The organism is Pseudoalteromonas spongiae UST010723-006, assembly GCF_000238255.3.
Taxonomy (GTDB): domain Bacteria; phylum Pseudomonadota; class Gammaproteobacteria; order Enterobacterales; family Alteromonadaceae; genus Pseudoalteromonas; species Pseudoalteromonas spongiae.
This window is the reverse complement of sequence record NZ_CP011039.1, coordinates 1223178-1247375: the sequence shown is the minus strand read 5'-3', so window position 1 is coordinate 1247375 and position 24198 is coordinate 1223178. Positions and strand designations below refer to the sequence as shown.

Annotated in this window: 19 protein-coding genes; 11 read left to right on the top strand and 8 right to left on the bottom strand. The window is 41.6% G+C overall.

Annotation, left to right across the window (positions count from 1 at the left end):
* Nucleotides 1-19 precede the first annotated feature (19 nt).
* A complete protein-coding gene (locus tag PSPO_RS05895) occupies nucleotides 20-2386 on the top strand; it encodes a helicase-related protein (RefSeq protein WP_010560364.1) in 2367 nt (788 codons plus the stop codon).
* 21 nt (nucleotides 2387-2407) lie between these two features.
* Here PSPO_RS05895 and PSPO_RS05890 read toward each other — a convergent pair whose 3' ends face one another.
* The 3 genes from PSPO_RS05890 to PSPO_RS05880 form a co-directional block, all read right to left on the bottom strand.
* Nucleotides 2408-3055, bottom strand: coding sequence for a CatA-like O-acetyltransferase (locus PSPO_RS05890; protein ID WP_010560365.1), 648 nt, complete (start codon nucleotides 3053-3055; stop codon nucleotides 2408-2410).
* A 106-nt stretch (nucleotides 3056-3161) separates the two neighbouring features.
* Nucleotides 3162-4202 (bottom strand): Leu/Phe/Val dehydrogenase, encoded by a 1041-nt coding sequence (locus tag PSPO_RS05885; RefSeq protein ID WP_010560366.1) that lies wholly within the window; start codon nucleotides 4200-4202, stop codon nucleotides 3162-3164.
* Between the two features lie 492 nt (nucleotides 4203-4694).
* Nucleotides 4695-6221 (bottom strand): fumarate hydratase, encoded by a 1527-nt coding sequence (locus PSPO_RS05880; RefSeq protein ID WP_010560367.1) that lies wholly within the window; start codon nucleotides 6219-6221, stop codon nucleotides 4695-4697.
* A 156-nt stretch (nucleotides 6222-6377) separates the two neighbouring features.
* Here PSPO_RS05880 and pabB point away from each other — a divergent pair, with 156 nt between their 5' ends.
* The 3 genes from pabB to PSPO_RS05865 all read left to right on the top strand — a co-directional run bounded on the left by pabB (nucleotide 6378) and on the right by PSPO_RS05865 (nucleotide 9798).
* On the top strand, nucleotides 6378-7733 hold the full coding sequence (pabB, locus tag PSPO_RS05875; protein ID WP_010560368.1) for an aminodeoxychorismate synthase component I: 1356 nt from the start codon (nucleotides 6378-6380) through the stop codon (nucleotides 7731-7733).
* Between the two features lie 20 nt (nucleotides 7734-7753).
* Nucleotides 7754-8326, top strand: a complete 573-nt coding sequence (locus tag PSPO_RS05870) for an NUDIX hydrolase (protein ID WP_010560369.1) — start codon at nucleotides 7754-7756, stop codon at nucleotides 8324-8326.
* Between the two features lie 95 nt (nucleotides 8327-8421).
* Nucleotides 8422-9798 carry an L-serine ammonia-lyase gene (locus PSPO_RS05865; protein ID WP_010560370.1) on the top strand — a complete coding sequence of 459 codons (1377 nt, stop codon included), beginning with the start codon at nucleotides 8422-8424 and terminating at the stop codon, nucleotides 9796-9798.
* A 63-nt stretch (nucleotides 9799-9861) separates the two neighbouring features.
* Here the strand turns inward: PSPO_RS05865 and cysB are convergent, their stop codons facing one another.
* Entirely contained in the window at nucleotides 9862-10839 is a 978-nt protein-coding gene (gene cysB / locus PSPO_RS05860) for an HTH-type transcriptional regulator CysB (RefSeq protein WP_010560371.1), read from the bottom strand.
* Nucleotides 10840-11061: 222 nt separating this feature from the next.
* Here cysB and PSPO_RS05855 point away from each other — a divergent pair, with 222 nt between their 5' ends.
* The 3 genes from PSPO_RS05855 to PSPO_RS05845 all read left to right on the top strand — a co-directional run bounded on the left by PSPO_RS05855 (nucleotide 11062) and on the right by PSPO_RS05845 (nucleotide 14163).
* Nucleotides 11062-12606 (top strand): response regulator, encoded by a 1545-nt coding sequence (locus PSPO_RS05855; protein WP_010560372.1) that lies wholly within the window; start codon nucleotides 11062-11064, stop codon nucleotides 12604-12606.
* A 2-nt stretch (nucleotides 12607-12608) separates the two neighbouring features.
* Complete coding sequence (locus PSPO_RS05850; protein WP_010560373.1) at nucleotides 12609-13292, top strand: sensor histidine kinase; 684 nt, start codon at nucleotides 12609-12611, stop codon at nucleotides 13290-13292.
* 109 nt (nucleotides 13293-13401) lie between these two features.
* Nucleotides 13402-14163 carry a hypothetical protein gene (locus PSPO_RS05845; protein WP_010560374.1) on the top strand — a complete coding sequence of 254 codons (762 nt, stop codon included), beginning with the start codon at nucleotides 13402-13404 and terminating at the stop codon, nucleotides 14161-14163.
* A gap of 271 nt (nucleotides 14164-14434) precedes the next feature.
* On the opposite strand, the gene PSPO_RS05840 is transcribed toward PSPO_RS05845, so the two are convergent.
* The gene (locus PSPO_RS05840; RefSeq protein ID WP_010560375.1) at nucleotides 14435-16684 is read right to left on the bottom strand and encodes a response regulator; all 2250 of its coding nucleotides are present in this window, start codon (nucleotides 16682-16684) and stop codon (nucleotides 14435-14437) included.
* 124 nt (nucleotides 16685-16808) lie between these two features.
* Entirely contained in the window at nucleotides 16809-17609 is an 801-nt protein-coding gene (locus PSPO_RS05835; protein ID WP_010560376.1) for a M48 family metallopeptidase, read from the bottom strand.
* Nucleotides 17610-17812: 203 nt separating this feature from the next.
* On the opposite strand from PSPO_RS05835, the gene PSPO_RS05830 reads away from it, so the two are divergent.
* A complete protein-coding gene (locus tag PSPO_RS05830; protein WP_010560377.1) occupies nucleotides 17813-18991 on the top strand; it encodes a multidrug effflux MFS transporter in 1179 nt (392 codons plus the stop codon).
* Nucleotides 18992-19066: 75 nt separating this feature from the next.
* On the opposite strand, the gene grpE is transcribed toward PSPO_RS05830, so the two are convergent.
* Both grpE and PSPO_RS05820 read right to left on the bottom strand, forming a co-directional pair.
* Nucleotides 19067-19648 (bottom strand): nucleotide exchange factor GrpE, encoded by a 582-nt coding sequence (gene grpE / locus PSPO_RS05825; protein WP_010560378.1) that lies wholly within the window; start codon nucleotides 19646-19648, stop codon nucleotides 19067-19069.
* 56 nt (nucleotides 19649-19704) lie between these two features.
* A complete protein-coding gene (locus PSPO_RS05820; RefSeq protein ID WP_010560379.1) occupies nucleotides 19705-20649 on the bottom strand; it encodes an HrcA family transcriptional regulator in 945 nt (314 codons plus the stop codon).
* A gap of 71 nt (nucleotides 20650-20720) precedes the next feature.
* Here PSPO_RS05820 and nadK point away from each other — a divergent pair, with 71 nt between their 5' ends.
* The 3 genes from nadK to recN all read left to right on the top strand — a co-directional run bounded on the left by nadK (nucleotide 20721) and on the right by recN (nucleotide 24157).
* The gene (gene nadK, locus PSPO_RS05815) at nucleotides 20721-21599 is read left to right on the top strand and encodes an NAD(+) kinase (RefSeq protein WP_010560380.1); all 879 of its coding nucleotides are present in this window, start codon (nucleotides 20721-20723) and stop codon (nucleotides 21597-21599) included.
* A gap of 210 nt (nucleotides 21600-21809) precedes the next feature.
* Complete coding sequence (locus tag PSPO_RS05810; RefSeq protein ID WP_010560381.1) at nucleotides 21810-22328, top strand: hypothetical protein; 519 nt, start codon at nucleotides 21810-21812, stop codon at nucleotides 22326-22328.
* Between the two features lie 164 nt (nucleotides 22329-22492).
* The gene (gene recN / locus PSPO_RS05805) at nucleotides 22493-24157 is read left to right on the top strand and encodes a DNA repair protein RecN (RefSeq protein WP_010560382.1); all 1665 of its coding nucleotides are present in this window, start codon (nucleotides 22493-22495) and stop codon (nucleotides 24155-24157) included.
* Nucleotides 24158-24198 lie beyond the last annotated feature (41 nt).

Genomic DNA, 24198 nt, shown 5'->3' with positions numbered 1-24198 from the left:
CGGACAAAGAAATAAACGCATGCTACCAATCAACCAGATTAAAACCGATTTTTTAGCCCATATTGGCAACAACAATAGCCATCAACCGATTATTGTGAGCGCCAACACGGGTACGGGTAAATCGACCCAATTGCCAAAGTGGTGCACACACACTGGCAAAGTATTGGTCATTGAGCCAAGGCGTATTGCATGTACTAGCCTTGCCGAGCGCGTCGCAAACGAAATGCAAACGCCCCTTGGCGAAAAAGTGGGTTATGCGATTCGCTTTGAAATACAAGCAAATCACAACAGCGAAATAGTGTTTGTTACCCCAGGTGTGGCACTGCGCTGGTTAAATGAAGGGTTACTAGACGACTTCAATACCATTATGCTCGATGAGTTTCATGAGCGCCGCTGGGATACCGATTTACTGCTGGCTTTACTGCTTGAGCATAATAAAACCAGCAACCAGCCCTATCAGCTGGTGATAACCTCTGCCACATTAAACGCTCAGCAACTCATTAACTATTGTGAGGGCGTACATTTACATGCCGAAGGTAAAGTGTTCCCAGTAGATGAGCAATACCTTGCCCCCGCCATGCGTGATATGCCACATAAAGATAACCTCACTGAGCGCATGGCATTTGCCGCTGAAAAAGCGTACCAACTTGGCAGCCAAGATGTATTGGCATTTTTACCCGGCAAAGGGGAAATTCAACTGTGTGCCAGCTATTTGCGCACGCGATTGAGCGACCAATTCGATATAATCACCTTGCATGGTGCAAGCCCCATCAGCGAGCAAAAACGCGCTTTGCAACAAGGGGAAAAACGCCGCCTTATTTTAGCGACTAACGTGGCAGAAACATCTTTAACCATTCCCGGTGTTGATGTAGTGATTGATTCGGGGCTTGAGCGCCGCACGCATATTCGTAACGGCCAAAGTGTGTTGGATCTAACCGCAATTGCTAATGACTCCAAACTACAACGCCGCGGCCGCGCTGGGCGCATTAAACAAGGTGTTTACTTAGCACTGTTTGGTCAACATGCACCACTTGAAGCCCATACACCACCTGAAATCCAGCGTGAGAACTTAACGGATATGATGTTGGCAGCCGCGGCAAATAATCATGCTCTTGGCAATTTACGCTTTATCAACCCCCTATCACAACAAGCCCATGATTTAGCGTTTTCAACGCTTAAATCCATCAATGCCATTAACGATGCGGGTATTGCAACTGACTATGGTAAAGCCCTTGCGCCACTGCCCATTGACGTTTCGCTTTCCCATTTAGTGGCAAGCATGCCGAATAACCGCCTAAAGCAGGCAATGGCCGACCTTGCAGGTGCCCTAAGCGTGCCAGCCAAACTGTACACTCTAGATAAGAATTCAGAAAAGTTCCTGCAATTAGAAAATGACTTTCCGAACCTCTGTGACTTTAGCTTGCTCATTGGCTTAGTGCGCGGCCAGTTTTTAGAGTATATCAGCGCAGAAGAAAACGCCCTGATTGAGGCAAAGCAATTTGCCAGCCAGCTGCGTAGCCATTTTGATTTACCCGAACTCAGTAAATACGCCAGTTACAACATCACCGAATTGCAACACGCCATTGCCGCTTTACTGCCAAGCTGCGTGTATATTAAAAAGCAAAATCGCCGTGGCAGTTACAACAATGGTCAGCAAGAAGTGGTGATCGCTAAAGACAGCTACTTAAGTAACGAGCCTGACGCCCTATTGGTACTTAAAACCTACAGCCTTGCTGGGCGTGCAGTAAAAGACCGCAAAACACTGGCAACCAAAGTAAGTCCCATCACCACCAACGTTATTATTGATAATGACTTAGGTGAAGCAAAGCTATGCTCCTCTGAGATTACCGAGCAAAATGAATTAATGGGTAATTACCAATACCAATACGCAGGCACCCCATTAAAATCGTTTAGCGATGTAATTAAAAGCCATGAATTTATAGCCGCCACCGTTAACCTAATTGAAACTGACGCACTTTGTGAGTCGCTTTTTAAAAAATTAACTCAGGAATACCAGCAGCTTTGTCTTTACCAAAATGTGCATAGCACCGATTGGCAATTATTAGCACCACACGAACAAATCACACGGATATTAAGTGATTTAGAAGTTAGCTCGCTTGATGAGTTGGCACTTCTTGATAACAGTGATTTTGCCTATAGCTTAGTTGATGACTACACATGGCAACAGTTTTGTGAACTGTACCCGCTAACAGTGGTGTTGCCACAGCAACAACTTAGGGTCGAATACTTTATTAGCGCAAAACGCGTAGTGCTTCATTACATTAGTGGAAAACGGGTTGAAGCACCAAAAAAGTGGGAGCTACCCAATTTTAATGGCGCAAAAATACAATACCGCCGCGCCAGTAAATTGGTGGATATTAAATAACTGAATTTTGATTAAGTAAAATCACAATAAGCTTTTAGCAAGTGCAGCCATTTCTTGCTGCAGCACATTTACAAACTGCGCAACATGAAAGCCGTCCATTAGGCCGTGGTGCACATCAATATTGAGTGGCATGGTGCCCAGTTGTTTATCGAATTTACCAAACACAAATTTGGGAATGCCATTTTGCTCACCAAAGGGTGTCGCGTGGGAAAAACCCGTAAAATCAAGCCAAGGTAACACCGACACATGAATACAGTTAAGGCGCCCTTCAATCGTGTTAAATTGCTCTGAGAAAAATGGCTGACTTATTGCTGTTTCGAATGCAATTTTGCCTTTTTCACTAAAGTCAGCAAAGCCTTCAGCATAAGGTAAGTACGAAATTTTAAAGAGGTTTTGCTCATCTAATTGCACCGCGTTGATTTCAATTTTATCGCACAGCCATACTTGGTTGTTATCAATACGATGACAAACGGGTTGATAGCTATTATTGGCACGCAGCAAGGCATAAAGGCAAGCTAAGTAGAAAGACTGACCATTTTGCTTACATGCAGCAAACAATTCACCCGCATCTATACGCACGCACACTGAAAAGTAGGGGTTTGCTAAGTCTTTAAAAAATGAGAAGTGTTCGGCGCGTTGCCAAGTAGAGAGGTCGATTTGAGTTGCCATAATCTTAAAATAAAAATGCCCGCAATTGCGGGCACCTTACCGAGCATAGCATGAACTTTCAAGCTCATTCTGTTACCCTAGCTTTTACAAGTAACAAACGGGTAAATTACAAACCGTTTTCGATGATTTCTTGTGCTAGTTCGTCTGCAATAATGTGCGTTGACTTTTGCTCATCTTCCGAACGTTTGAAGATTTCGCTTAGTGTATCGAAAATACCTTCAACATGCTTAGTTGCAGCTTCTGCACTATAACCTTCTGGCGCTGTTTCGTAGTAAACGTTGATGATACCACCTGCGTTAATTACGTAATCTGGCGCGTATAAAATGCCTTTTTCACGAATGATTTCACCGTGACGAGGCTCTGCTAGCTGGTTATTCGCACACCCTGCGATAATGCCTGCTTTAATGCGAGGAATAGTCTCATCATTGATTGTTGCACCAAGTGCACATGGCGCGTATACATCAACATCTAGGTCGTAGATTTCGTCAATGTTAACCGCAGTTGCGTTAAAGTCGTTTACTACACGGCTTACACGCTCTTCGTTGATGTCTGTTACAAACAGCTCAGCACCTGCTTCGTGTAGGTATTTACATAGAGTGTAAGAAACCGCGCCTAGACCTTGTACTGACACTTTTACACCTGCTAAGTCTTGGTGACCGTGCTTGTGCTGGTAAGCCGCTTTAATACCTAAGAACGTGCCTAGTGCTGTAAATGGTGATGGGTTACCGCTTTTACCTTCAAGGCCAAGTACATAGTTTGTTTCAGTATTCATTACTGCAACGTCATCACAAGTGATGTTTACGTCTTCTGCTGAGTAGTAGCTACCGCCTAAACGCTCTAAATGACGACCAAATGCTTTAAATAGAGCATCTGATTTGATTTCTTTTGCGTTACCGATGATTACCGATTTACCGCCACCGAATGGTAAGCGCGCAACTGCATTCTTATATGTCATGCCTTTTGATAAACGCAGTACATCGTATACTGCATCTTCGTCACTTGCGTAATCCCATAAACGACAACCACCCACTGCTGGGCCTAATTTAGTGCTGTGTACAGCAATAATTGCTTTTAAGCCAGTTTCTTTGTCTGCACAAAAAACAACGTTTTCGTGGTTATCAAATTCAGTACGATTAAAAACAGTCACACGACTCTCCAACTTGTAAATGTTTAACGCGTATAATAAGTATGGCGTTAAATGAACGGGTTATTCTTGGTTTGCACCGACTCTAACATTATCCTTTCATCAAGACTACAATTTTAGATGAACAACCCAGTTAAACTTACAATTAAACATATTCAATTCCACTTAAGTTTTATTTAATAATAAACAATGCAATTACAGCGCTATTCCAAGCAAAATATCGCAAAGATCCGCTAATATTTAAATTGTAGATTGACGTTTACGTAAGCGATAAGCCAGCAAGATGGTAGAGCGTAAAGAAGAAGTTACAGGGTTCAGGGTTCAGGGTTCAGGGTTCAGGGTTCAGGGTTCAGGGTTCAGAGCTTAATCAATGCGCAAATACAGCTCAAGCATAATTTCCAATCATTTTTTGTCAGTTAAATTCTTGAATGTGGCAATAAAAAAGAGCGCATAAGCGCCCTTTTTGCTTTGTTAAACTTTTTGCTCAACCAAAAATTATTTTAGTTTTGCGTCTAGCTCTTCAATTTTTGCTTTCCAGATTGCAGGGCCTGCGCTGTGCGCGTTGTTACCTTCGCTATCTACAGCAACAGTTACTGGCATATCTTCTACTTCAAATTCGTAGATTGCTTCCATACCTAAGTCTTCAAACGCAACCACTTTTGCTTTCTTAATTGCTTTTGATACTAAGTACGCTGCACCGCCCACTGCCATTAGGTAGATTGACTTGTTGTTTTTGATTGATTCAACTGTTGCAGGGCCGCGTTCTGCTTTACCAATCATGCCAACAATGCCTGTGTTCTCTAGCATTAAGTCAGTAAATTTATCCATACGGGTTGCTGTTGTTGGGCCCGCAGGACCTACCGCTTCGTCGCCTACTGCATCTACAGGGCCTACGTAGTAGATAAATTTATTTGTGAAATCAACACCTTCAGGTAAGCCTTCACCTGAATTAATCATGTCTTGTAAACGCTTATGCGCAGCATCACGACCAGTTAAGATTTTACCGCTTAACAGTACGGTTTCGCCCATTTTCCAATCGGCTGTGTCTTCTTTTGTTAAGGTATCAAGGTTAACACGGCGTGTATCTTCACCTACTTCAAATGTTACTTCTGGCCAATCTTCTAACTTAGGCGCTTTAAGGTCAGCAGGGCCTGAACCATCTAATGTGAAGTGAACGTGACGCGTTGCCGCACAGTTAGGGATCATCACAACAGGCTTAGATGCCGCGTGTGTTGGTGCTGTTTTGATTTTAATATCAACAACGGTAGTTAAACCACCAAGGCCTTGTGCACCAATACCAGTTTTATTTGCGCGCTCAAAAATCTCTAAACGTAGCTTTTCTTCTGCTGTTTCTGCGCCGCGCTCCATTAACTCATGAATATCTACCGGATCCATCAATGATTCTTTGGCAAGTACTGCTGCTTTTTCAGCTGTACCACCAATACCTATACCTAACATACCCGGTGGACACCAGCCCGCTCCCATAGTTGGTAGCGTTTTTTCAACCCAAGCAGCAACATCATCTGATGGGTTAAGCATAACCATTTTAGTTTTGTTTTCAGAGCCGCCGCCCTTCGCTGCAATCATTACTTCAACTTCAGCGCCTGGCACCATGTCGATATGCACAACTGAAGGCGTGTTATCTTTAGTGTTTTTACGGCTGCCTGCTGGGTCTGCAACAATTGATGCACGCAGTGGGTTATCTGGGTTAAGGTATGCGCGGCGTGTGCCTTCATCAACCATTTGCTGAACCGTCAAGTTGGTTTTATCCCATTTAACGTCCATACCCACTTTAACGAAACACGTCACAATACCCGTATCTTGACACAGTGGGCGCTTACCTTCTGCCGACATACGAGAGTTAATTAAGATTTGTGCAATCGCATCTTTAGCCGCTTTGCTTTCTTCTTTTTGGTACGCCTTATCAAGCGCTTGTACGAAATCTAGTGGGTGATAAAACGAAATGTATTGCAATGCATCTTCGATGCTGTCAATAAAGTCTTGCTGACGGATAGTGCTCATTATGTATCCTTATTATATGCCGTGACGGTGGCAAATGTTTACAGTGTGAATAGTGTCAAACACAGCTTACTCATGCAATCTGTGCAGTAATTCGTTAAACTATGCATGTATAATAACCTCCCAACTCGTTTGCGACCAGTCTGGTAGTTAAAGTTAATGATAAATGAACAATTAATATGCAAAAAATTAGACTTAGCGCTAACTAGCGAGCACGTTTTTAGTTTTTTTGCAGATTTGCAGTATGCCATTTTCTTAGATTCGGCAAACCCAGCACACCCAAATAACCGCTTTGACATTATTGTGATTGACCCAATTTCACTGATTGAAGTAAAAAACAATGTGACTTTTGTTGATAATCACCAAAGCGAATGTGATGGGTTTAGTGCAATACACCACGCAATAAGCGCGTTTGTAAAAGACAAAGCCCCGTTTGATTTACCGTTTTCTGGCGGCGCTTTAGGTTTATTCAGTTACGATTTAGGCCGCTCAATTGAAGTGATGCCCGAAATTGCGAAAAACGATATCGATTTAGGCCAAATGTTGGTGGGCATTTACCCCGATGCCCTAATATTTGATCATCACGAAAACCAGTGGTTTTATATCGCACAGCCGTGTTGTGATAGCGAAACACGCTTAAATAAATACCTTAAACAGCTTAGAGGCGCTGAAGGCGAGCGTATGCCATTTACTTTAACAACTAAATGGCAATCAAACCTCAGTAAAGACGGTTATGGTGAGCGCTTTAATAAAGTACAAGAATATTTAAAAAGCGGCGATTGCTACCAAATCAATCTGGCACAACGCTTTGATGCTAGCTTTACTGGCAACCCTTGGCTTGCCTATTGTAAGTTGCGAAGCGCAAACCAAGCGCCATTTTCGGCTTATATTAATACTGGTGAGCAACAAATACTCTCTCTTTCACCTGAGCGTTTTATTCAGGTAAAAGGCCGCAATGTTGAAACTAAGCCGATTAAAGGCACAGTGCCGCGAAGCACAGATGCAAAAATTGATAACGCCAACAAAGCACGCCTTGCAAATTCAACCAAAGATCGCGCTGAAAACGTGATGATTGTGGATTTACTACGAAACGATTTAGGCAAAGTAGCTAAACCGGGTACCGTAGAAGTACCTAAGCTCTTTGATATTGAGAGCTTCAATGCGGTGCATCATTTAGTATCAACGGTTACATCTACCCTTGCCAACGGTTACAACGCGATTGATCAATTAAAAGCAGCGTTTCCCGGTGGCTCGATTACTGGCGCGCCAAAAATCCGGGCAATGGAAATTATTGAAGAATTAGAACCTCACCGCCGCTCAATCTATTGTGGCTCAATTGGCTATATTTCAGCCTGTGGCACCATGGATACCAGCATAACCATTCGTACCTTGGTTTGTGAAAAAGGTAAAATTTATTGCTGGGCTGGCGGTGGCGTGGTTGCCGATTCAACCCTTGAGTCTGAGCTGCAAGAAACATACGATAAGGTAAATCGTATTTTACCTGTACTTGAATAAATGCTCGCTTAGGACGTGTTATGCAGTTAAGTGAATTTCTAGCCCGTTTCCATATTCAGCAGCCAAGCAATGACGTTGGCTTTCCAATACAAATGCGCAATATTGCTAAGCAAAGCGCTGTATTGGTGCCGCTGGTTAATGTAAGCGGTGAAATTCACCTGTTGCTGTGTAAACGTCCTGACTATTTAAAGCATCACCCAGGGCAAATTTGCTTTCCCGGTGGTAAATTTGAAGATTCTGACGCCAACTTACTTGCCACAGCGTTGCGTGAAACCTTTGAGGAAATTGGCATTGAGGTGGACGATAACCATGTAATTGGTGATATGGACAGTTATTGGACGCTCACCGGGTTTGAAATAAAACCCTATATTGCCCTACTTCCCGAAAAACCCAATTTGGTACTAGCAACCAATGAAGTCGCCAGTGCATTTTATCTTCCGCTGTCACAGCTTATAGATCAAAAAAATTGGCAAGATATTCAATTCACACGTCAGTTTTCTGCCTATACTCTAACTGGGTTTCAAACTGAATACGGCTTGCTTTGGGGTGCCACCGCGCAAATCATTCGCAATTTGATTAAACATCTAAATTAAGCACATAAGCATTAATCATACTAATTAAAGTTAACATGATTATAAATTAGAGTTATGATATCCGGCCGTTCAAAGATTAAGTAAGAGATATTCGTATGATAAGTGCATTCGATATGTTTAGTATCGGCATTGGTCCTTCCTCATCACATACTGTGGGCCCGATGCGCGCTTCAAGACTGTTTGTAAAGTCATTACAAGAGCAAGCGCTATTAGAGCAAGTAACCAGTGTTCGCTGTGAATTGTTTGGCTCGCTCGGACAAACGGGTATTGGTCATGGTTCGGGTAAAGCGGTTATTTTAGGCCTTGCTGGTTACGATCCAGAAACCATTGATGCCGATTTGGTACCAAGCATTTTAGATAAAATCGAAAAAGAAGAAACTATCTATCTTGATCAAAGCCATGCTGCGGCATTTCCAAAAAAAGACGCCATTGTATTCCACCGTCGTAAGACCTTGCCAAAGCATTCAAATGCAATGGAACTACAAGCATTTAACGGCGAACAATGTGTCTTCCGTGAGATTTTCTATTCTATCGGTGGCGGCTTTATTGTTCGCGACGAAGATTTCGAAAAAGAAAAGCAAGCTGCACTAACAATTCGCGAAGAAAACCCTGCACCATACCCATTTGATACTGGCGCAGAGTTAATGGCGCAGTGTAAAGAGCACGGTTTAAGTGTGCCAGCACTGATGATGGCAAACGAAAAAACCCTTAAAACAGAAAGCGAAATCACTGACGAGCTATACAATATTTGGCTGGTGATGAAAGCGTGCGTTGAGCGCGGTATGCGCACTGAAGGTATTTTACCGGGCGGTTTAAAAGTAAAGCGTCGTGCACCGAGCCTACACCGTCAACTGAACATTGAAACACATAACGATCCGCTACGTGCAATGGAATGGGTTGATTTATTTGCCCTTGCGGTAAATGAGGAAAATGCTGCTGGCGGTCGTGTTGTTACTGCGCCGACAAACGGTGCAGCAGGCATTCTTCCAGCGGTGCTGATGTACTACCACACGTTCATTAAAGAAGTAGATAAAGACATTGCAACGCGTTACTTACTTACCGCTGCTGCAATTGGTATTCTTTACAAAAAGAACGCATCAATTTCAGGTGCAGAAGTAGGCTGCCAAGGTGAAGTGGGCGTTGCTTGCTCAATGGCTGCAGGCGCACTCACTGAAATTTTAGGCGGCAATGTTGAGAAAGTTGAAAATGCCGCTGAAATTGGTATGGAACATAACTTAGGTTTAACGTGCGACCCTGTTGGTGGCCTTGTACAAGTACCGTGTATTGAACGAAATGCAATGGGTGCAGTAAAAGCAATTAACGCATCACGCCTTGCAATGCGTGGCTCAGGTGAGCAAAAGGTATCGCTTGATAAAGTAATCAAAACCATGTGGGACACAGGTAATGATATGAAAACCAAGTACAAAGAGACGGCTCGAGGCGGACTCGCTGTAAATATCATTGAGTGTTAATCACAGTTAACAGATACAAAAAACGCCACATTATGTGGCGTTTTTTTTGAGTCAAAATTCGTCTTAACGAACCGGTAACTCAATATCCTTAAATAGATAGTCGACATCATCTTGATTGCGTAACATGCACGCACGCTCAACAATGGTTTTATCCAAGTGTGGCGCAAAACGCTCTATGAAATCGTACATGTAACTGCGTAGGAAAGTACCTTTTCTGAAGCCAATTTTAGTGGTGCTTGCTTCAAATAAGTGGCTTGCATCAATTACCACGAGATCTTTATCGTTCATTTCATCAATGGCCATTGATGCCACAACACCTACACCTAAGCCTAAGCGCACATAAGTTTTAATTACGTCAGCGTCGGTTGCCGTAAACACGATTTGCGGCTCCAAGCCATGCTTAGTAAAGGCTTTATCTAGCTCTGATCGCCCAGTAAAACCAAACACATAAGTGATTAAAGGGAACGCAGCAACATCTTGAATCGTGAGATTATTTGCTTTAGCAGCAAGTGGGTGATCTTTTGCCACCACAATACTGCGATTCCAGTGATAACACGGCAACATAATTAAATCGGTGTAAAGATGCAGCGCTTCTGTTGCGATGGCAAAATCTGCGTCACCACGCGCGGCAGCATCTGAGATTTGCTGCGGTGTACCTTGATGCATATGCAGAGATACTTTCGGGTATTTGTTCATAAACCCTTGAATGACGTTTGGCAGAGCGTAACGCGCTTGAGTGTGCGTAGTGGCGATATTCAGCTTACCTTGATCTGGTAAAGTATGCTCGTTGGCAACTGCTTTAATGCTTTCAACTTTCGCCAAAATCTCACGAGAGATATTGATAATGTCTTTGCCCGCCGGCGTAACATGCGTTAAATGTTTACCGCTACGACCGAAGATTTGCACACCTAGCTCATCTTCGAGCATACGCACTTGTTTAGAAATACCAGGTTGCGAGGTATATAAGTTTTCAGCGGTGGCTGAAACATTAAGATTGTGATTGAGTACTTCAACAATGTACTTTAGCTGCTGTAATTTCATAGCGAGTATTTTGTATTTATTATTACCTTTATTTATATACTTTTGTCTCTTTTATGCCAAGCATAAATTCAAAACTTACGTATTTATTCCATTTTTAACTACAAACTACCTTAGTATTTTGTAAAAGTCAGAAAAAAGCGTCTAAATTATTAGTATCAAAAATAATTTTCGCTTTTTATGGTTAACCCTCTTCAACGATACAAATCTATCTCGGTGCTTATTTTGGATGATTTTTCCGAATTCCGCCTATCACTAAAACAAATGGTAGAAAGTTTTGGTGTTCACCATGTGGATGTGTGTACCAATGCCGAAGATGCCCTTTCCTGCTACAGCGAACATCAACATGATATTTTGTTAGTCGATTACAATTTAGGTGATGGATTAAATGGGCTGCAGCTGCTTGCCGAGCTTAATCATCGTAACTTACTAAAATACGGCACTAACTATGTACTGATCACAGGTGAAACCGCGTCAGACTTAGTGATGGGGGCGCTTGAATACCGTCCTGATGATTACCTTGCAAAACCATTTACCAAAACAACCCTGAAATCTCGCTTGGATAAGCTTGTTGAAAAAAGTCTCGCATTTAAGCCTATTTATACGGCATTAAATCAAGATAAGCCAAAAACAGCCCTTGAGCTTTGTGACCAGCTAATGGCAAAAAACAAGCGCGTCGGTATCGAATGTTTGCGTCTTAAAGCTGAAATTTATTTAAAACAACTTAAATATGTGCAAGCGCTCAGCATTTATAATTCAATTTTGCATAAGCGTGAGCTTAGTTGGGCACAAATGGGCGCAGCGATTTGTCATTTGGCGCTATCGCAAAGCGATCAAGCATTAAGTCTGTGCAAACTGATTACCACTAAAAACCCACAAGCCGTTGAAGCATACGACCTTGCCTGTGAGTGCTTTATTCAACAGCACGACTTCGAAGCAGCATATGCAATTACACAAAAAGCCATTGCCGCATCGCCCAACTCAATTGTAAGGCAGCGCCAGTTAGCCTTGTTAGCAACCCGCTACAATGAACTGGAAATTGCCTTTAACGCTTACAAGCGCGTTATGCAATTAGCCAAGTATTCATGCTTAGCGCAACTCGATGACTATATAAATCAGTTATGTGTTTGCACACAGATACAACTTACGGATCAAGCAAACTTTGTGCGACGCGCAAAAAAAGAGTACCCCGCAATTTATCGTACAATCACAAAACTCTATCCCGGTGTGCAAAGTCAATTAGCAATTGAAATACATCAAGTATTTGTTGAGTACTTAGTTAACAAAGACGGCGCAAAAGGTGAAAAACTCATTTTAGTGGTAGATAAAATTGTTGATTACCCAGACGCGCTCAATTCGGCATTTATAAACCTGCTCGAAATCATTATGAAGCACGCTGATATTGAAGCGGTTACCGCCAAGCTCGACCCAATTATTACGCGCGGTAAAGCGAAGATTATTTCACACGAAGACCACGAAAAATCAGAGAACTTTAACCAACAAGGCATGGTGAAATACAAAGAGAAAGCATTTGAAAGCGCCCAAGGCGCATTTGCAACTGCCCTAGCCAATGCCCCTAATAACCCAAATATTGCATTAAACCTGTTACAAGCGGCGTATCAACTGCATAAACAAAATCAAAAGTTTACATTAACAAAGCGTCAATTTGCTTTGTCACTTAATGCGTTAAAAACGTTAGCGCCTCACGACCATCGTCACAAGCAAAGTCAAAGTCTGTTAAACTTTGCTAAAGCTAAATTAACGGGATAATTATGGACCATAATAAGCTCGACTTTTCAGTTGTCCTTGGCGCAAGTATGCACGATATGAAAAACTCTTTGTGCATGCTGCTTCAATCGATGGAAACAATTAGTCAAAGTATTAAGCAAACGCCACAAGCACAATCTGAATTCGCCAAGATTCATTACGAAGTTGCCCGCGTTAATTCCAACTTATTGCAAGTACTTGCCCTTTATCGCGAACACAACGCACAACTGCCGCTCAATATTGAAGAGCATTTTTTAGATGACGTCGTCGACGAGCTACTTGCTAAAAATGAGCTCTACATCACCAACAAAAATATTGATGTCAGTTGTGATATTGAACAAGATCTGGCGTGGTTTTTTGACGCCGACCTAATTGCCAACTTACTTAATGACATTCTTATTAACGCACTAAAATACACAGCATCAAAAATTCTCATTAGCGCACATCAACAAAACGATAAGCTGGTTATTGAAATTCACGATAATGGCGAAGGCTACCCAGAAAGTATGCTAGAGAAAGCCAATAATGAAATGTCTGCCGCCCTTATTAGTCAAGGGCGTACTGGGCTGGGTATCTATTTCGCTAATTTAATTGCGTCAGCACATGTCAATAGAGAAACCAAGGGACATATCGCGCTTGCCAATGACGGGCGATTAGGTGGCAGCAAATTTACCCTTGTTTTGCCATAAAAAAAGCTGGTAATAAAGTGCTATTATTAGAACTTTCCTTTTAACAACACTACACTAAGTAATTAGAATTAGTTAAGATTAGGGCAATTATAAGAATGAGAAAAACTCCATGGTAGTTTATATTATCATCACGCTAATAGTGGCACTAATTGTTATTGGCGTTTGGGTCAACGCGGTACAGCAGCATAAAGAAAAACAAAATGCTGAGCGACGTCAGGAGCTTACAAAGCAGAAAAAAATCATTGAAGAGACTGAAGAAGTGTTGATGAATTCTGCTAATATTCCAATGTCAAAAGCCCTATTTTCCGTATTATATCGACGCATTTATACCGCGTTAGCGGTTATGGCTGAACTCTCACCCAATTCTAAAGAAATCAGAAATCGCTTAACTGAAGCAAAAGAGCGTATCGAAAATTCGTCAAGCCAAGATTCTTCTGCAGAACGCATTGCGCTACCTGATAATGAAAAACAAGTCATTGCATTATTGCAAGGTGTTAAAAAGCTACGCAGCATAGTTCGCTCTGAGCATTCAAAAGGCAAGATTGATACACAAGTGTTCTTAAACGAAGACAAACGTTTAGAAAAAATGCAATTACAAGTAAATATCGACAGCCAATTAAAACGCGGCAAAGCAGCGCGCAGTGCTAATATGCTTGGCTCTGCACGCCAGTATTTTGAAAAAGCGCTTGCGGTAATTAATTCGCTCAACTTTACAGACGAGTATGTCGCATCACGCAAACAAGAAATAGAAGATATGCTTGAAGAAATAATGACCGAGTTAAAAGCAACCAACGCCAGTGATGCAAAGAAAAAGCTTGATAACGAAAAAGACGACTTAGACGAGCTCTTTGCACCGAAGAAGAAGTGGTAAGTTAAGTCATTTCATATAAAAAAGGGCGTAATGTACGCCCTTTTTCATATTATGTGGTTTTGTTTTTTCTAGTTACGTAAACGCCACATTGAAGATTTCTTTGAAGATATGCGCCTTCTCGTAAATGTTATTGGGAGATGTAATCTCCTTCGAAATCACTCGAAGGAATAAGCCCGCGTAAAGCATACTCTTTATCAATCAATAATACGTGCTGCTGACCGAAATTTTTAGCGTTGCCAAAATATCAATTTAAAACTATTTTAAACCCAGACTAATTTTTCAAATTATTGAACGCTTTATGTTCTTCGATATGCAGTTTAAATTGCGATAATACATCCAACAGCTCAACGGGTAAAAACGGTTTAAATAACACTTCATCAATACCAAACGTTTTACAATAGTTGTACTCATCTTCACGGTCACTCGACGTAACCGCAATTATCGGTACGCCTATTTTATCGCCGGACTCTTGCATACGTATTGTTTGAGCGGCTTCATAGCCACTCATTTTCGGCATAGCACAGTCCATTAAAATAATATCTATTTCATGCTGATGCTGCTGCCACAGTGCTACTGCCTCTTCACCATCAGCTGCGACAATCACATTATCGCCACGGTTCATTAAAATCGAGCTAAGAACGCGTTGGCTAATCGGTGCGTCATCAGCTATTAACACGGTTAACGGCACGGTTTCTTGTGGCGTAACCACATCGTTACTCTGTTTAATGTTATTGACCAAGGCCGATTTAATATCACTTGGGTGCTTTGGTAGTTGCCATACTTGGTTATAGCCGATGTTCGTCACTCTGCTGACATCTACATCCGCAATTTCATCACCAAATACGATTAAATTTGCTGGTCGGTTGAATCTGTGACGGTTAATTTTTTCATAAAAGCTAACCAATTGATTTTCAAGCTCATTGTGTGACAACAATACAAAATCGAATCCAGCAAACTGTAAGTCATCCCCCAGCATATAATTCAGGGCAATTTCTGCGTCTTGAACGTGGGTGACTTGCATCTGCCATTGTGCAAACAGTTCACTTAAATAACGCGCTAAAAACAACTTACTGTCTAAAATTAAGACACGTTTATTGGCAAGTAATCCCTCATCATCAAGGTGATTTTCAATTAATGTGCTCGTTGGAAGTGCTAAGGTAAATCTAACATCTGTGCCGAGCCCTGCTTTTGAGTTAACCGTAAATGTGCCACCCATTAGCGTTACCAAGTTTTGAGCAATTGTTAAACCAAGCGCATTTAAGGAATTGCTCTTATTAACTTTTGCTTTCGGATTGTTTAACTGTGCTAACACGGTTTCATCAATGCCTTGACCGTTATCACGTACACTAATTGTAAGCTCTGACAAGCCCGTCGTTACTTCAGCATCAACATTAATCGAAATATCGCCACGATCAGAATATTTAATTGCCTTGTTTACAAGATTACAAATAACTTGCTTTAAACGCACCGAGTCACCGACTAAATAGCTATTTATAGCGGGGTCAACATAGGTGACTAAGCGCAGGTTTTTCTCTTTCGCTCTCAACTCACACTCTTGAAAAATCTCACGAATTAAGGCGTGAATATCGAAAATATGTTGGTCGAGCGCAAGTTGGCTGTGTTCAATTTTGGAGTAATCTAAAATACCATTTAGTAGCTCAAGCATATTGAATGCGCTTTTTTGAATAACACTAACGTAACTATGTTGGCGGTGATCAAGCTTGGTTTCTGACAACAAATGCGCCATGCCCAAAAGCCCATTCATTGGCGTTTTTACTTCCATACTGATATTAGCGAGGTATTCACCTTTAAGCTTATTTGCATTCTGCTCTGCTTGCTTTTGCTTTTTAAGATCGCCGAATGATTTAGACAACGCTGCCATCATGGCGTTAAATTCTACAACAAGACGATTAATTTCGTCATCGCGCGCTTGTTTTCGGTCAAGTCTAAATTTTTTAGGTGCCGACATATTCACGTGGCTCATAGAATACGCTAAATGATTTAAATGACGGGTTACTAATAAATGCACTAAGGTGAAAATAATCATAGATACAATAAAGGTTTTTGCACCTTGAGTAAGCAAAGTTACCACGACTTTGTCTGTGAGATAGCCATACACCCCAGACATATCCATTACGACAATCAGTTCGCCCAAATGGTATTTAGTGCGATTAAATCGGTAATCAATAGCCCAAGATTTACTTTTAGCGTATTTGGTTTGCGTTTTATTAACGGTAAGACGGTTGGCATTATCTTGCCAAATCGTTACTGACGATACGTTAGGAAGTTCGCTAATGCCCTGTAATAGTAATTCAAGCTGTTTCTCATCTTCGGCCCAAAGAGCATTGGTAACCGAAGGTAAGTGGCTTTTTTCAATTTGCTGAAAACCTTGATCGATCACGCTGAGATCGCGCTTGTAGTCCATCCATAAAATGGCGCTGGTGATCATTAACGTTAACACAGAGCTGGTAAGTAAAATACCAACAAGCAGTTGTTTTGCTAGGGGGTTTTTCAGTTTCAACGGACTACATTAAATTATAATTATTCTTATTTATAAATGTAGACCAAGCTGACGTTTTTTTAAACTTTTAATTTGAATTTCTAATTGAGTAAAAATCAATTTACTCAATTAGAGAAAAGCTGCGTTATTCGCAGTGAGGGCGTTTATTTTGTGCTTTTGCTTGATTGTGTAAAGCCATCGCATCTGGCATCCAGCTACGCAAATCACTAATACGGGTATCTGATGATGGGTGCGTTGATAAAAATTCCGGTGGTGCACCGTTATTATTTGCCGCCATATTACGCCATAATTCAACTGACTGCTTTGGATTAAACCCCGCTTTTGCCATCAAGTCTAAGCCAATTTTATCGGCTTCGCTTTCATGCATACGACTAAACGGCATCATGCCTAAGTACTCAGCACCTACACCTAAAGCCATCATAGTTTCATTGTGTAAACGGTTTCCTTGCGAACGACTATACGCGTCTGCAACTTGCAATGTTGCCTGTTTAATACCGGCTGCAGTCATACGTTCATTTGAATGCTCGGCAATTACGTGCCCAACTTCGTGGCCAAGTACTGTTGCTAATTGGTCTTGCCCTTGTGCAACTTTTAATAGCCCCGTATGTACGCCTATTTTACCACCAGGAAGCGCAAATGCGTTTGCAGATGGTTCTTCAAATACCACCACTTCCCATTGTTGATTCGCGTATTTTGCAGGAAGCACTGAAATAACGTTATCAGCAACGCATTGCACATAGCGATTGATTTTGGCATCGGTATTAATTGGTTGCTGCTTTTTCATTTGAACAAAGCTTTGTTTGCCAAGCTGGTTCATTTCCGCTTCAGAATACATGGCAATTTGTGTGCGCCCTGTTGGACTCGATTTACACCCAACCAGCGTAGCAGCCACTGAAAGTGAGAGCAATACATGAGATAATTTCATTACGTTTTCCCTAATGTCGTTTAGCGCTGTTTAACAAATATTGATTTTGCAATATTTACCATCACAAAGCCCTGAATTGGTAAGGTAATTTATTTTTAACAATAAACCTACAATTTAGCAAAGCGCTTAATCGGATCTGTTGTATCAAACCAAGTATTTTACACGTAAAATAGGGTTCCCCGATACCCTGAATAAGTATTTCTGTGACTGAAAAAACGTTATCTAAATCCATCTTACCCCTGCTATCGGCGCTCGTCGCAACAACGCCATTAGCAATTGACCTGTACTTACCTGCTTTTGTTGCAATATCAAGCTACTTCAACACCGATATGGCGCAAGTCCAACTCTCTTTAAGTAGTTATTTAGCCGGCTATGCCATAGGCATGATGTTATTTGGGCCGCTAATAGATCAAAAAGGCAGGCGTTTGTTCGCGCTCTTTGGCTTGCTAGGCTTTGGCTTATGCTCTTTTTTACTTACCGTAACACAGTCTATTGATACCTTTATTGTTTTACGCTTTGCGCAAGCATTTTTTGGCTCTGCGGTCACTGTCGTTGTACCTGGTATTATTCGCTATATGTATCAAGAAAATACTGCGAAAGGCATGTCTTACGTGTCGATGATTATGATGTTAGCTCCCCTGCTCGCACCAAGTATCGGCAGTGTGTTAATGATCACTTGGCATTGGCACGCGATATTTTATGCATTGACGATTTATGCTAGCGTGCTCTTTGTATTAGCTTATTTTTATTTGCGAGAAGTGCCTATTCACCCGAGTAAAATTAAAGGTTTGGCGCTATTTTTTTCAAACTACCGTATTGTGCTTACAAACAAAAAAGCACGATTTGATATTGTTATTTCCATGCTCGCCTCGTTCGCATTCTTTTGCTTTTTAACCAAAGTATCAGCAATTTATATGGCACACTTTAAGGTGAGTGAAACCCTATTTGGGGTGTTATTTGCATTCAATGTATTGGCGTTGATGTTAGGTAACTTTATTAATACCCGGCTAGTACCTAAATTTGGCTCACGTAAAATGCTCAATATTGGCTTAGCCATTAGTTTTATTGCGGTAACGTGCCTTATTTTAGTCAGTGTATTTACGCACAATGTATATTTGGTTGCCGCTTTTATTGCGCCGCTGATGATGAGTTTAGGCATTATGGCAACCAACGCCGACGCGCTGATTTTAATCAATTTCAAGAAGAAGTCTGGAACAGCTACCGCAGTGATAGGTACTTTACGCTTTGGCAGTGGCGCCTTTGCTGGCCCAATGTTAGCGTTTATTCCATTGCCACCAAGCATCGGGTTTGCGGTTGCTATGGCAATGGCAGTAAGCGGTATTTTAATCTGCCAATTAAAGCAGTTAAAGTTCGGCCATTAGTACATTATATTTGCCACAACAGACACAAAAAAAGCTGTAACCAAGGTTACAGCTTTTTTGCATTCTTAAGCGCTATTATTCAGCTGCTTTAGACACCATTACCATTGCTGGACGAAGTAAACGACCATTTAATAGGTAACCTTTTTGCATTACTGCAATAACAGTGTTTGGTGCAACATCAGCAGATGGCTGAATTGACATTGCTTGATGGAATTCAGGGTTAAACGTTTCGCCTTGTGGCGCAACCACTTCAACACCAAACTTTGCTACGGCATCAACAAAGCTTTTTGCCGTCATCTCAACACCTTCGATAACCGGCTTAATGTGTTCGTTTTCTTTGTCAGCAAACTCAATCGCACGCTCTAAGTTATCAAGCACAGGTAGTAGTTCATTGGCGAATTTTTCAAGGGCAAACTTGTGCGCTTTTTCAACATCTTGCGCTGTGCGACGACGCATGTTTTCAACTTCTGCGGCAGCACGTACTACACTGTCTTTTTGCTCTTCAATTGTTTGCTTCGCTGCTTCAAGCTCTGCATTTAATACTGCAATTTCCGCTTCTGCGCTTAGCTCTTCACCACCTTGTAGCTCTTCTGCTACTTGGTCAAGGGTTTCCTGTACTTCTGCTTCTTGCTCTGGCTGATTATTTTGCTCAGACATTGATACTCTCCGAAATCTTACAACTGATGCTAATTATGGGGATTGATAAACGCCTTTCAAGAGCTAATAGCGCAATTAATCGATATTTCGTTGATAATTGCTTCAATTTTCGCCGACTTTGGGCAGAGCACACATAAACGGCCTTGGTATATCTCTTGTGAAAAGTACGGCACGCTCAGTAATAAATAGTCTTCCAATGCACCAAACGGCAAGTTGTCGTGGTACATAACCGACATACCCATTTTCATCGCTAATTTTTGTTCTACATAATCTAAAAATGGCGCGCCAATTTGATTTAACTGCTCGCTAGACAGTGCACCAAATAAATAGTGACTGCCAATCACAATGCTACTATCTACATGCAGTTTTTCAGCGAGCGCTTTAATCCACATACCCAGTGAACCATGACAAAACATTGGTGCACTTTGGCGCATCGCCGCCATGCGGCGTAACCCTTCGGCCAAGTTATGCCCTGCAAAAACAGTATTTAACCACGCATTAAATTGATTGCGTAATGCATCGTTTGCTTCGCGAGGCTTGGTAATCTGAATGTTTTGGCTATTACCGTCCCTGTCGAATAATAAAATAAGCCAGTTTTCAAAACTAAAATCGAGCACTTCTGCACGATAAATATGTTGCTGCATCGCCTCTGGCAAACTCACCAACACACACAGTTTATATTGTTGGCTTAAACGATGTGAAAATTCGCTAAGACTTTGCGCACTTGGCTGCCAATAGTCTGCAATATCAGAAAGTTGAAAAAATTCATCAAACCAATAGCTAAAACCTAGCTCTGTAGGTACACGTCCCGAAGAGGTGTGAGGCGCATACAATAGCCCCGACTTTTCCATACGCGCCATTGCATTGCGTACTGTCGCACTGCAAATATTAATTTGTTTCTGCTTTACCACATGGCTTGATGCAACTGGCGTACCTTCACCATTGCAATATAAGTCCATAACGGCAGAAAAAATGAGTTGATCACGGGCGCTTAATTTCATGATTATTATTTATGGCCTGATGATTAAAAATCAAGATATACTGTAGGCAAGACTTTATCAGTGACGATTTTATGGCACAAGTATTTAATAACATAGGATTGATTGGCAAACCGAACCATGAAGGCGCGGCTGTAACACTTGCCAAACTGCATACCTTTTTAACGGCTCTCGGTTATCAAGTTTACGTTGAAAGCCGCGTCGCTGAACCCATTGTTGATGAAGAGTATTCAGCGTCGTTAGTTGAAATTGGCCGTAACTGTGATTTAGCGATTGTGGTTGGTGGTGACGGTAATATGCTAGGCGCTGCTCGTGTACTGGCTCGCTTTGATATTGCGGTTATCGGCGTAAATAGAGGTAATCTCGGTTTTCTTACTGACCTTGATCCCGATAATTTTGAGCGTGAGCTTGAGCAAGTACTGGCTGGTAAATTTAGTGAAGAAAAACGCTTCTTGCTGGAAGTGGAAATCTATCGCCATGAAGTGCTAAAAAGCTCAAATACGGCGGTTAACGAAGCCGTGCTGCATGCCAATAAAGTTGCACACATGATTGAGTTTGAAGCCTTTATTGATAGAGAGTTTGTATTCTCGCAAAAATCTGATGGCCTTATTGTGTCAACGCCAACAGGCTCTACAGCCTATAGTCTTTCTGGCGGCGGGCCCATTTTAAACCCAAAACTCAACGCCATTTCATTGGTGCCTATGTTTCCGCACACACTAACAAGCCGCCCACTCGTGGTGGATGCAAATAGTGAAGTAAAACTGGCATTGAGCCCAGCAAATGATGTGGACTTACAAGTGAGTTGTGATAGCCATGTTGTGTTAGCGGTATTGCCAGGTGATGAAATTGTAATCAAACGAAGTGAACAACAGTTGCGCATGGTACATCCAAGCAAATATTCGTATTACAATGTACTGCGCCAAAAGTTAAACTGGGGCAGCCGTTTATATTAATCAACCTAAAATCAAAATAACAAATTAAGTTCTAGCGGACACTAAGGCATTACATCGTTAAATGTGAGTACACTAGCCCTATTTTATCGCACAAATTTGTCTTGTACTCGGAAAACCGATAAAACTAGAACGCACAAGAACATTATTGCTAAGTGTGTTACGCAATTTACTTAGTCAGATTCAGAGTAATCAATTGAAAGGAAAGAAAAAGTGGGGTTTGTAGTATTTTTAACCACCGTTTTATTAATTGTACTGTTAACGACATTTTTAGTCATAGATAACAACCGAAAAAAAGCATTAGCACTTGAAAAACAACAACAAAGCGAACGTATCGACGTTGTTAGCTCTCGTTACAGCAAAATAGTGCAAAGCTATGGCAAATCACGCATTGTAAAACCAAAAGACATTAGTGGGTTATCGCAAATCAACAACAATTATTTTGTAATGCAACGTAAAACTGATGAAACCATTACCCACTATGAACAAGTCATCGGTAACCTAACTGACTTACTCGAAAATGAGCTGTTAAAGTTTGAATCGGCAGACGATAAACTAACGTTAAGCAAACAAATTTACGCCTTTGTTGAACAATTACCGACATCTGGCCACCAATTCAACAGTGATTTTTATTGGCATCAATTGCCTTCATTAAGCCAACAAGTGATAACGCCAACACTTGAATCTACCGATGAACACGTTGAGCCGGAACTTCACGAAGAAAACGTTTAATTTGATCTGCGCTAAAGGCTAAATACAAGCCATTAGCGCAATCTCTTTTCAACACTTCTGCTTACTCCTTTTTTCTTCCGCAACAAAATATCTTCATTTTTAACTTGCCTATTTTTTATTTACTGTATAAATTACCAGTTAATGTACTGTATGGATAATCAGTTATGTTAGCATCATTACAAGTAACAAATTTTGCAATTGTTGAACACCTTGATATTGAATGGCACCAAGGTATGACAACTATCACAGGTGAAACTGGCGCAGGTAAATCAATCGCTATTGATGCCCTATCGCTATGTTTAGGCGAACGTGCCGAAGCCAGCATGGTGCGTGAAGGCGCCGATAAAGCCCAAGTTTCGGCGGTGTTTGATATTCAGAACTTACCTGCTGCACAACACTTTATTAGTGAACATGAATTAGGTGATAGTAGCGAATGCATTATTCGCCGTGTAGTATCGGCAAACGGCCGCAGTAAAGCCTATATAAATGGCGTAATGGTGCCAGCAGGCCAGTTAAAATCTCTCGGCAGCCTGCTTATTTCAATTCACGGCCAACACGCGCACCAACAGCTCAATAAAACCGGTTATCAATTGTCGGTAGTTGATAGCTTTGCGGGACACGTTGATCTTGTGAACGACGTTAAAACAGCATACAACGCACTGCAATCACTTGAAAAAGAAAAGGCGACGCTAAGTCAGTCACTACAACAAGCAGCAGCCGAAAAGCAATTGCTCGAGTATCAAGTGGCTGAGTTAGATGAGTTTTCACTTGAGCACGGAGAGTTTGAAGAAATTGAACAGCAACATAAGCTGCTAAGTAACGCAAATTCGTTGCTTGAAGGTACACAAAAAGAGCTACAAATTATTTATCAACAAGATAATTATAATGCGTACTCTATGGTGCAATCGAGCGCAAACCAAATTGCTGAGTTAGCAAGTTTAGATAAAAAATTGGCACCAATCGCCGACTTGTTATTTGAGGCAGGTATCAGTTTAGAAGAAGCTGCGCGCGAACTTAGCCATTATCAAGACAGCATTGAGATGGACCCTGCGCAGTTATCAGAACTCGATGACCGTATCGCACGCGCACTTGATTTGGCTAGAAAACACGATATTTCACCTGAAGCAATCCCAGATTTACACGCTGAGCTAAAGCAAAGTCTTGCCAACATTGAGCAAAGTGACGAACGTCTCGCCGCACTAGAAATCGAAATCGCCGAAGCTAAAGCACATTATGTGACTGTCGCAACACGCCTTTCGCAAAGCCGAAAAGTCGCAGCAGATGAACTATCAAAGCAAGTTACTGAATCACTAGTGATGTTATCAATGGAAAACGCAAAGTTTGCCATTGTGGTTGAGCAACAAGAGATAACCAGTAGCAAAGGCCTAGACAGCATAGATTTTCAAGTAGCTGCTAACACAGGCCAACGTTTACAACCGCTTGTGAAAGTAGCCTCGGGTGGTGAGCTATCACGTATTAGTCTTGCCATTGAAGTTATCATTGCAGATAAAATGACTACGCCAACCTTAATTTTTGATGAAGTTGATGTTGGTATTTCTGGCCCGACTGCATCAGCAGTTGGCAAATTATTGCGCCAATTAGGCAACAGTACACAGGTAATTTGTGTAACCCACTTACCGCAAGTAGCATCAAGTGGCCATAATCAATTTTTTGTCAGTAAAAGCGATGATGGCACCCACACGCATACCCATATGTCGGTACTCGATAACTCGGGACGAATTGATGAAATTGCACGCTTATTAGGTGGCACGAATATTAGTGAAATTACCCGTACTAATGCCTCAGAATTACTGTCGCAATATCATTAAGCAAAAAACATAAATACAAAAAGGTGGGCATTTGCCCACCT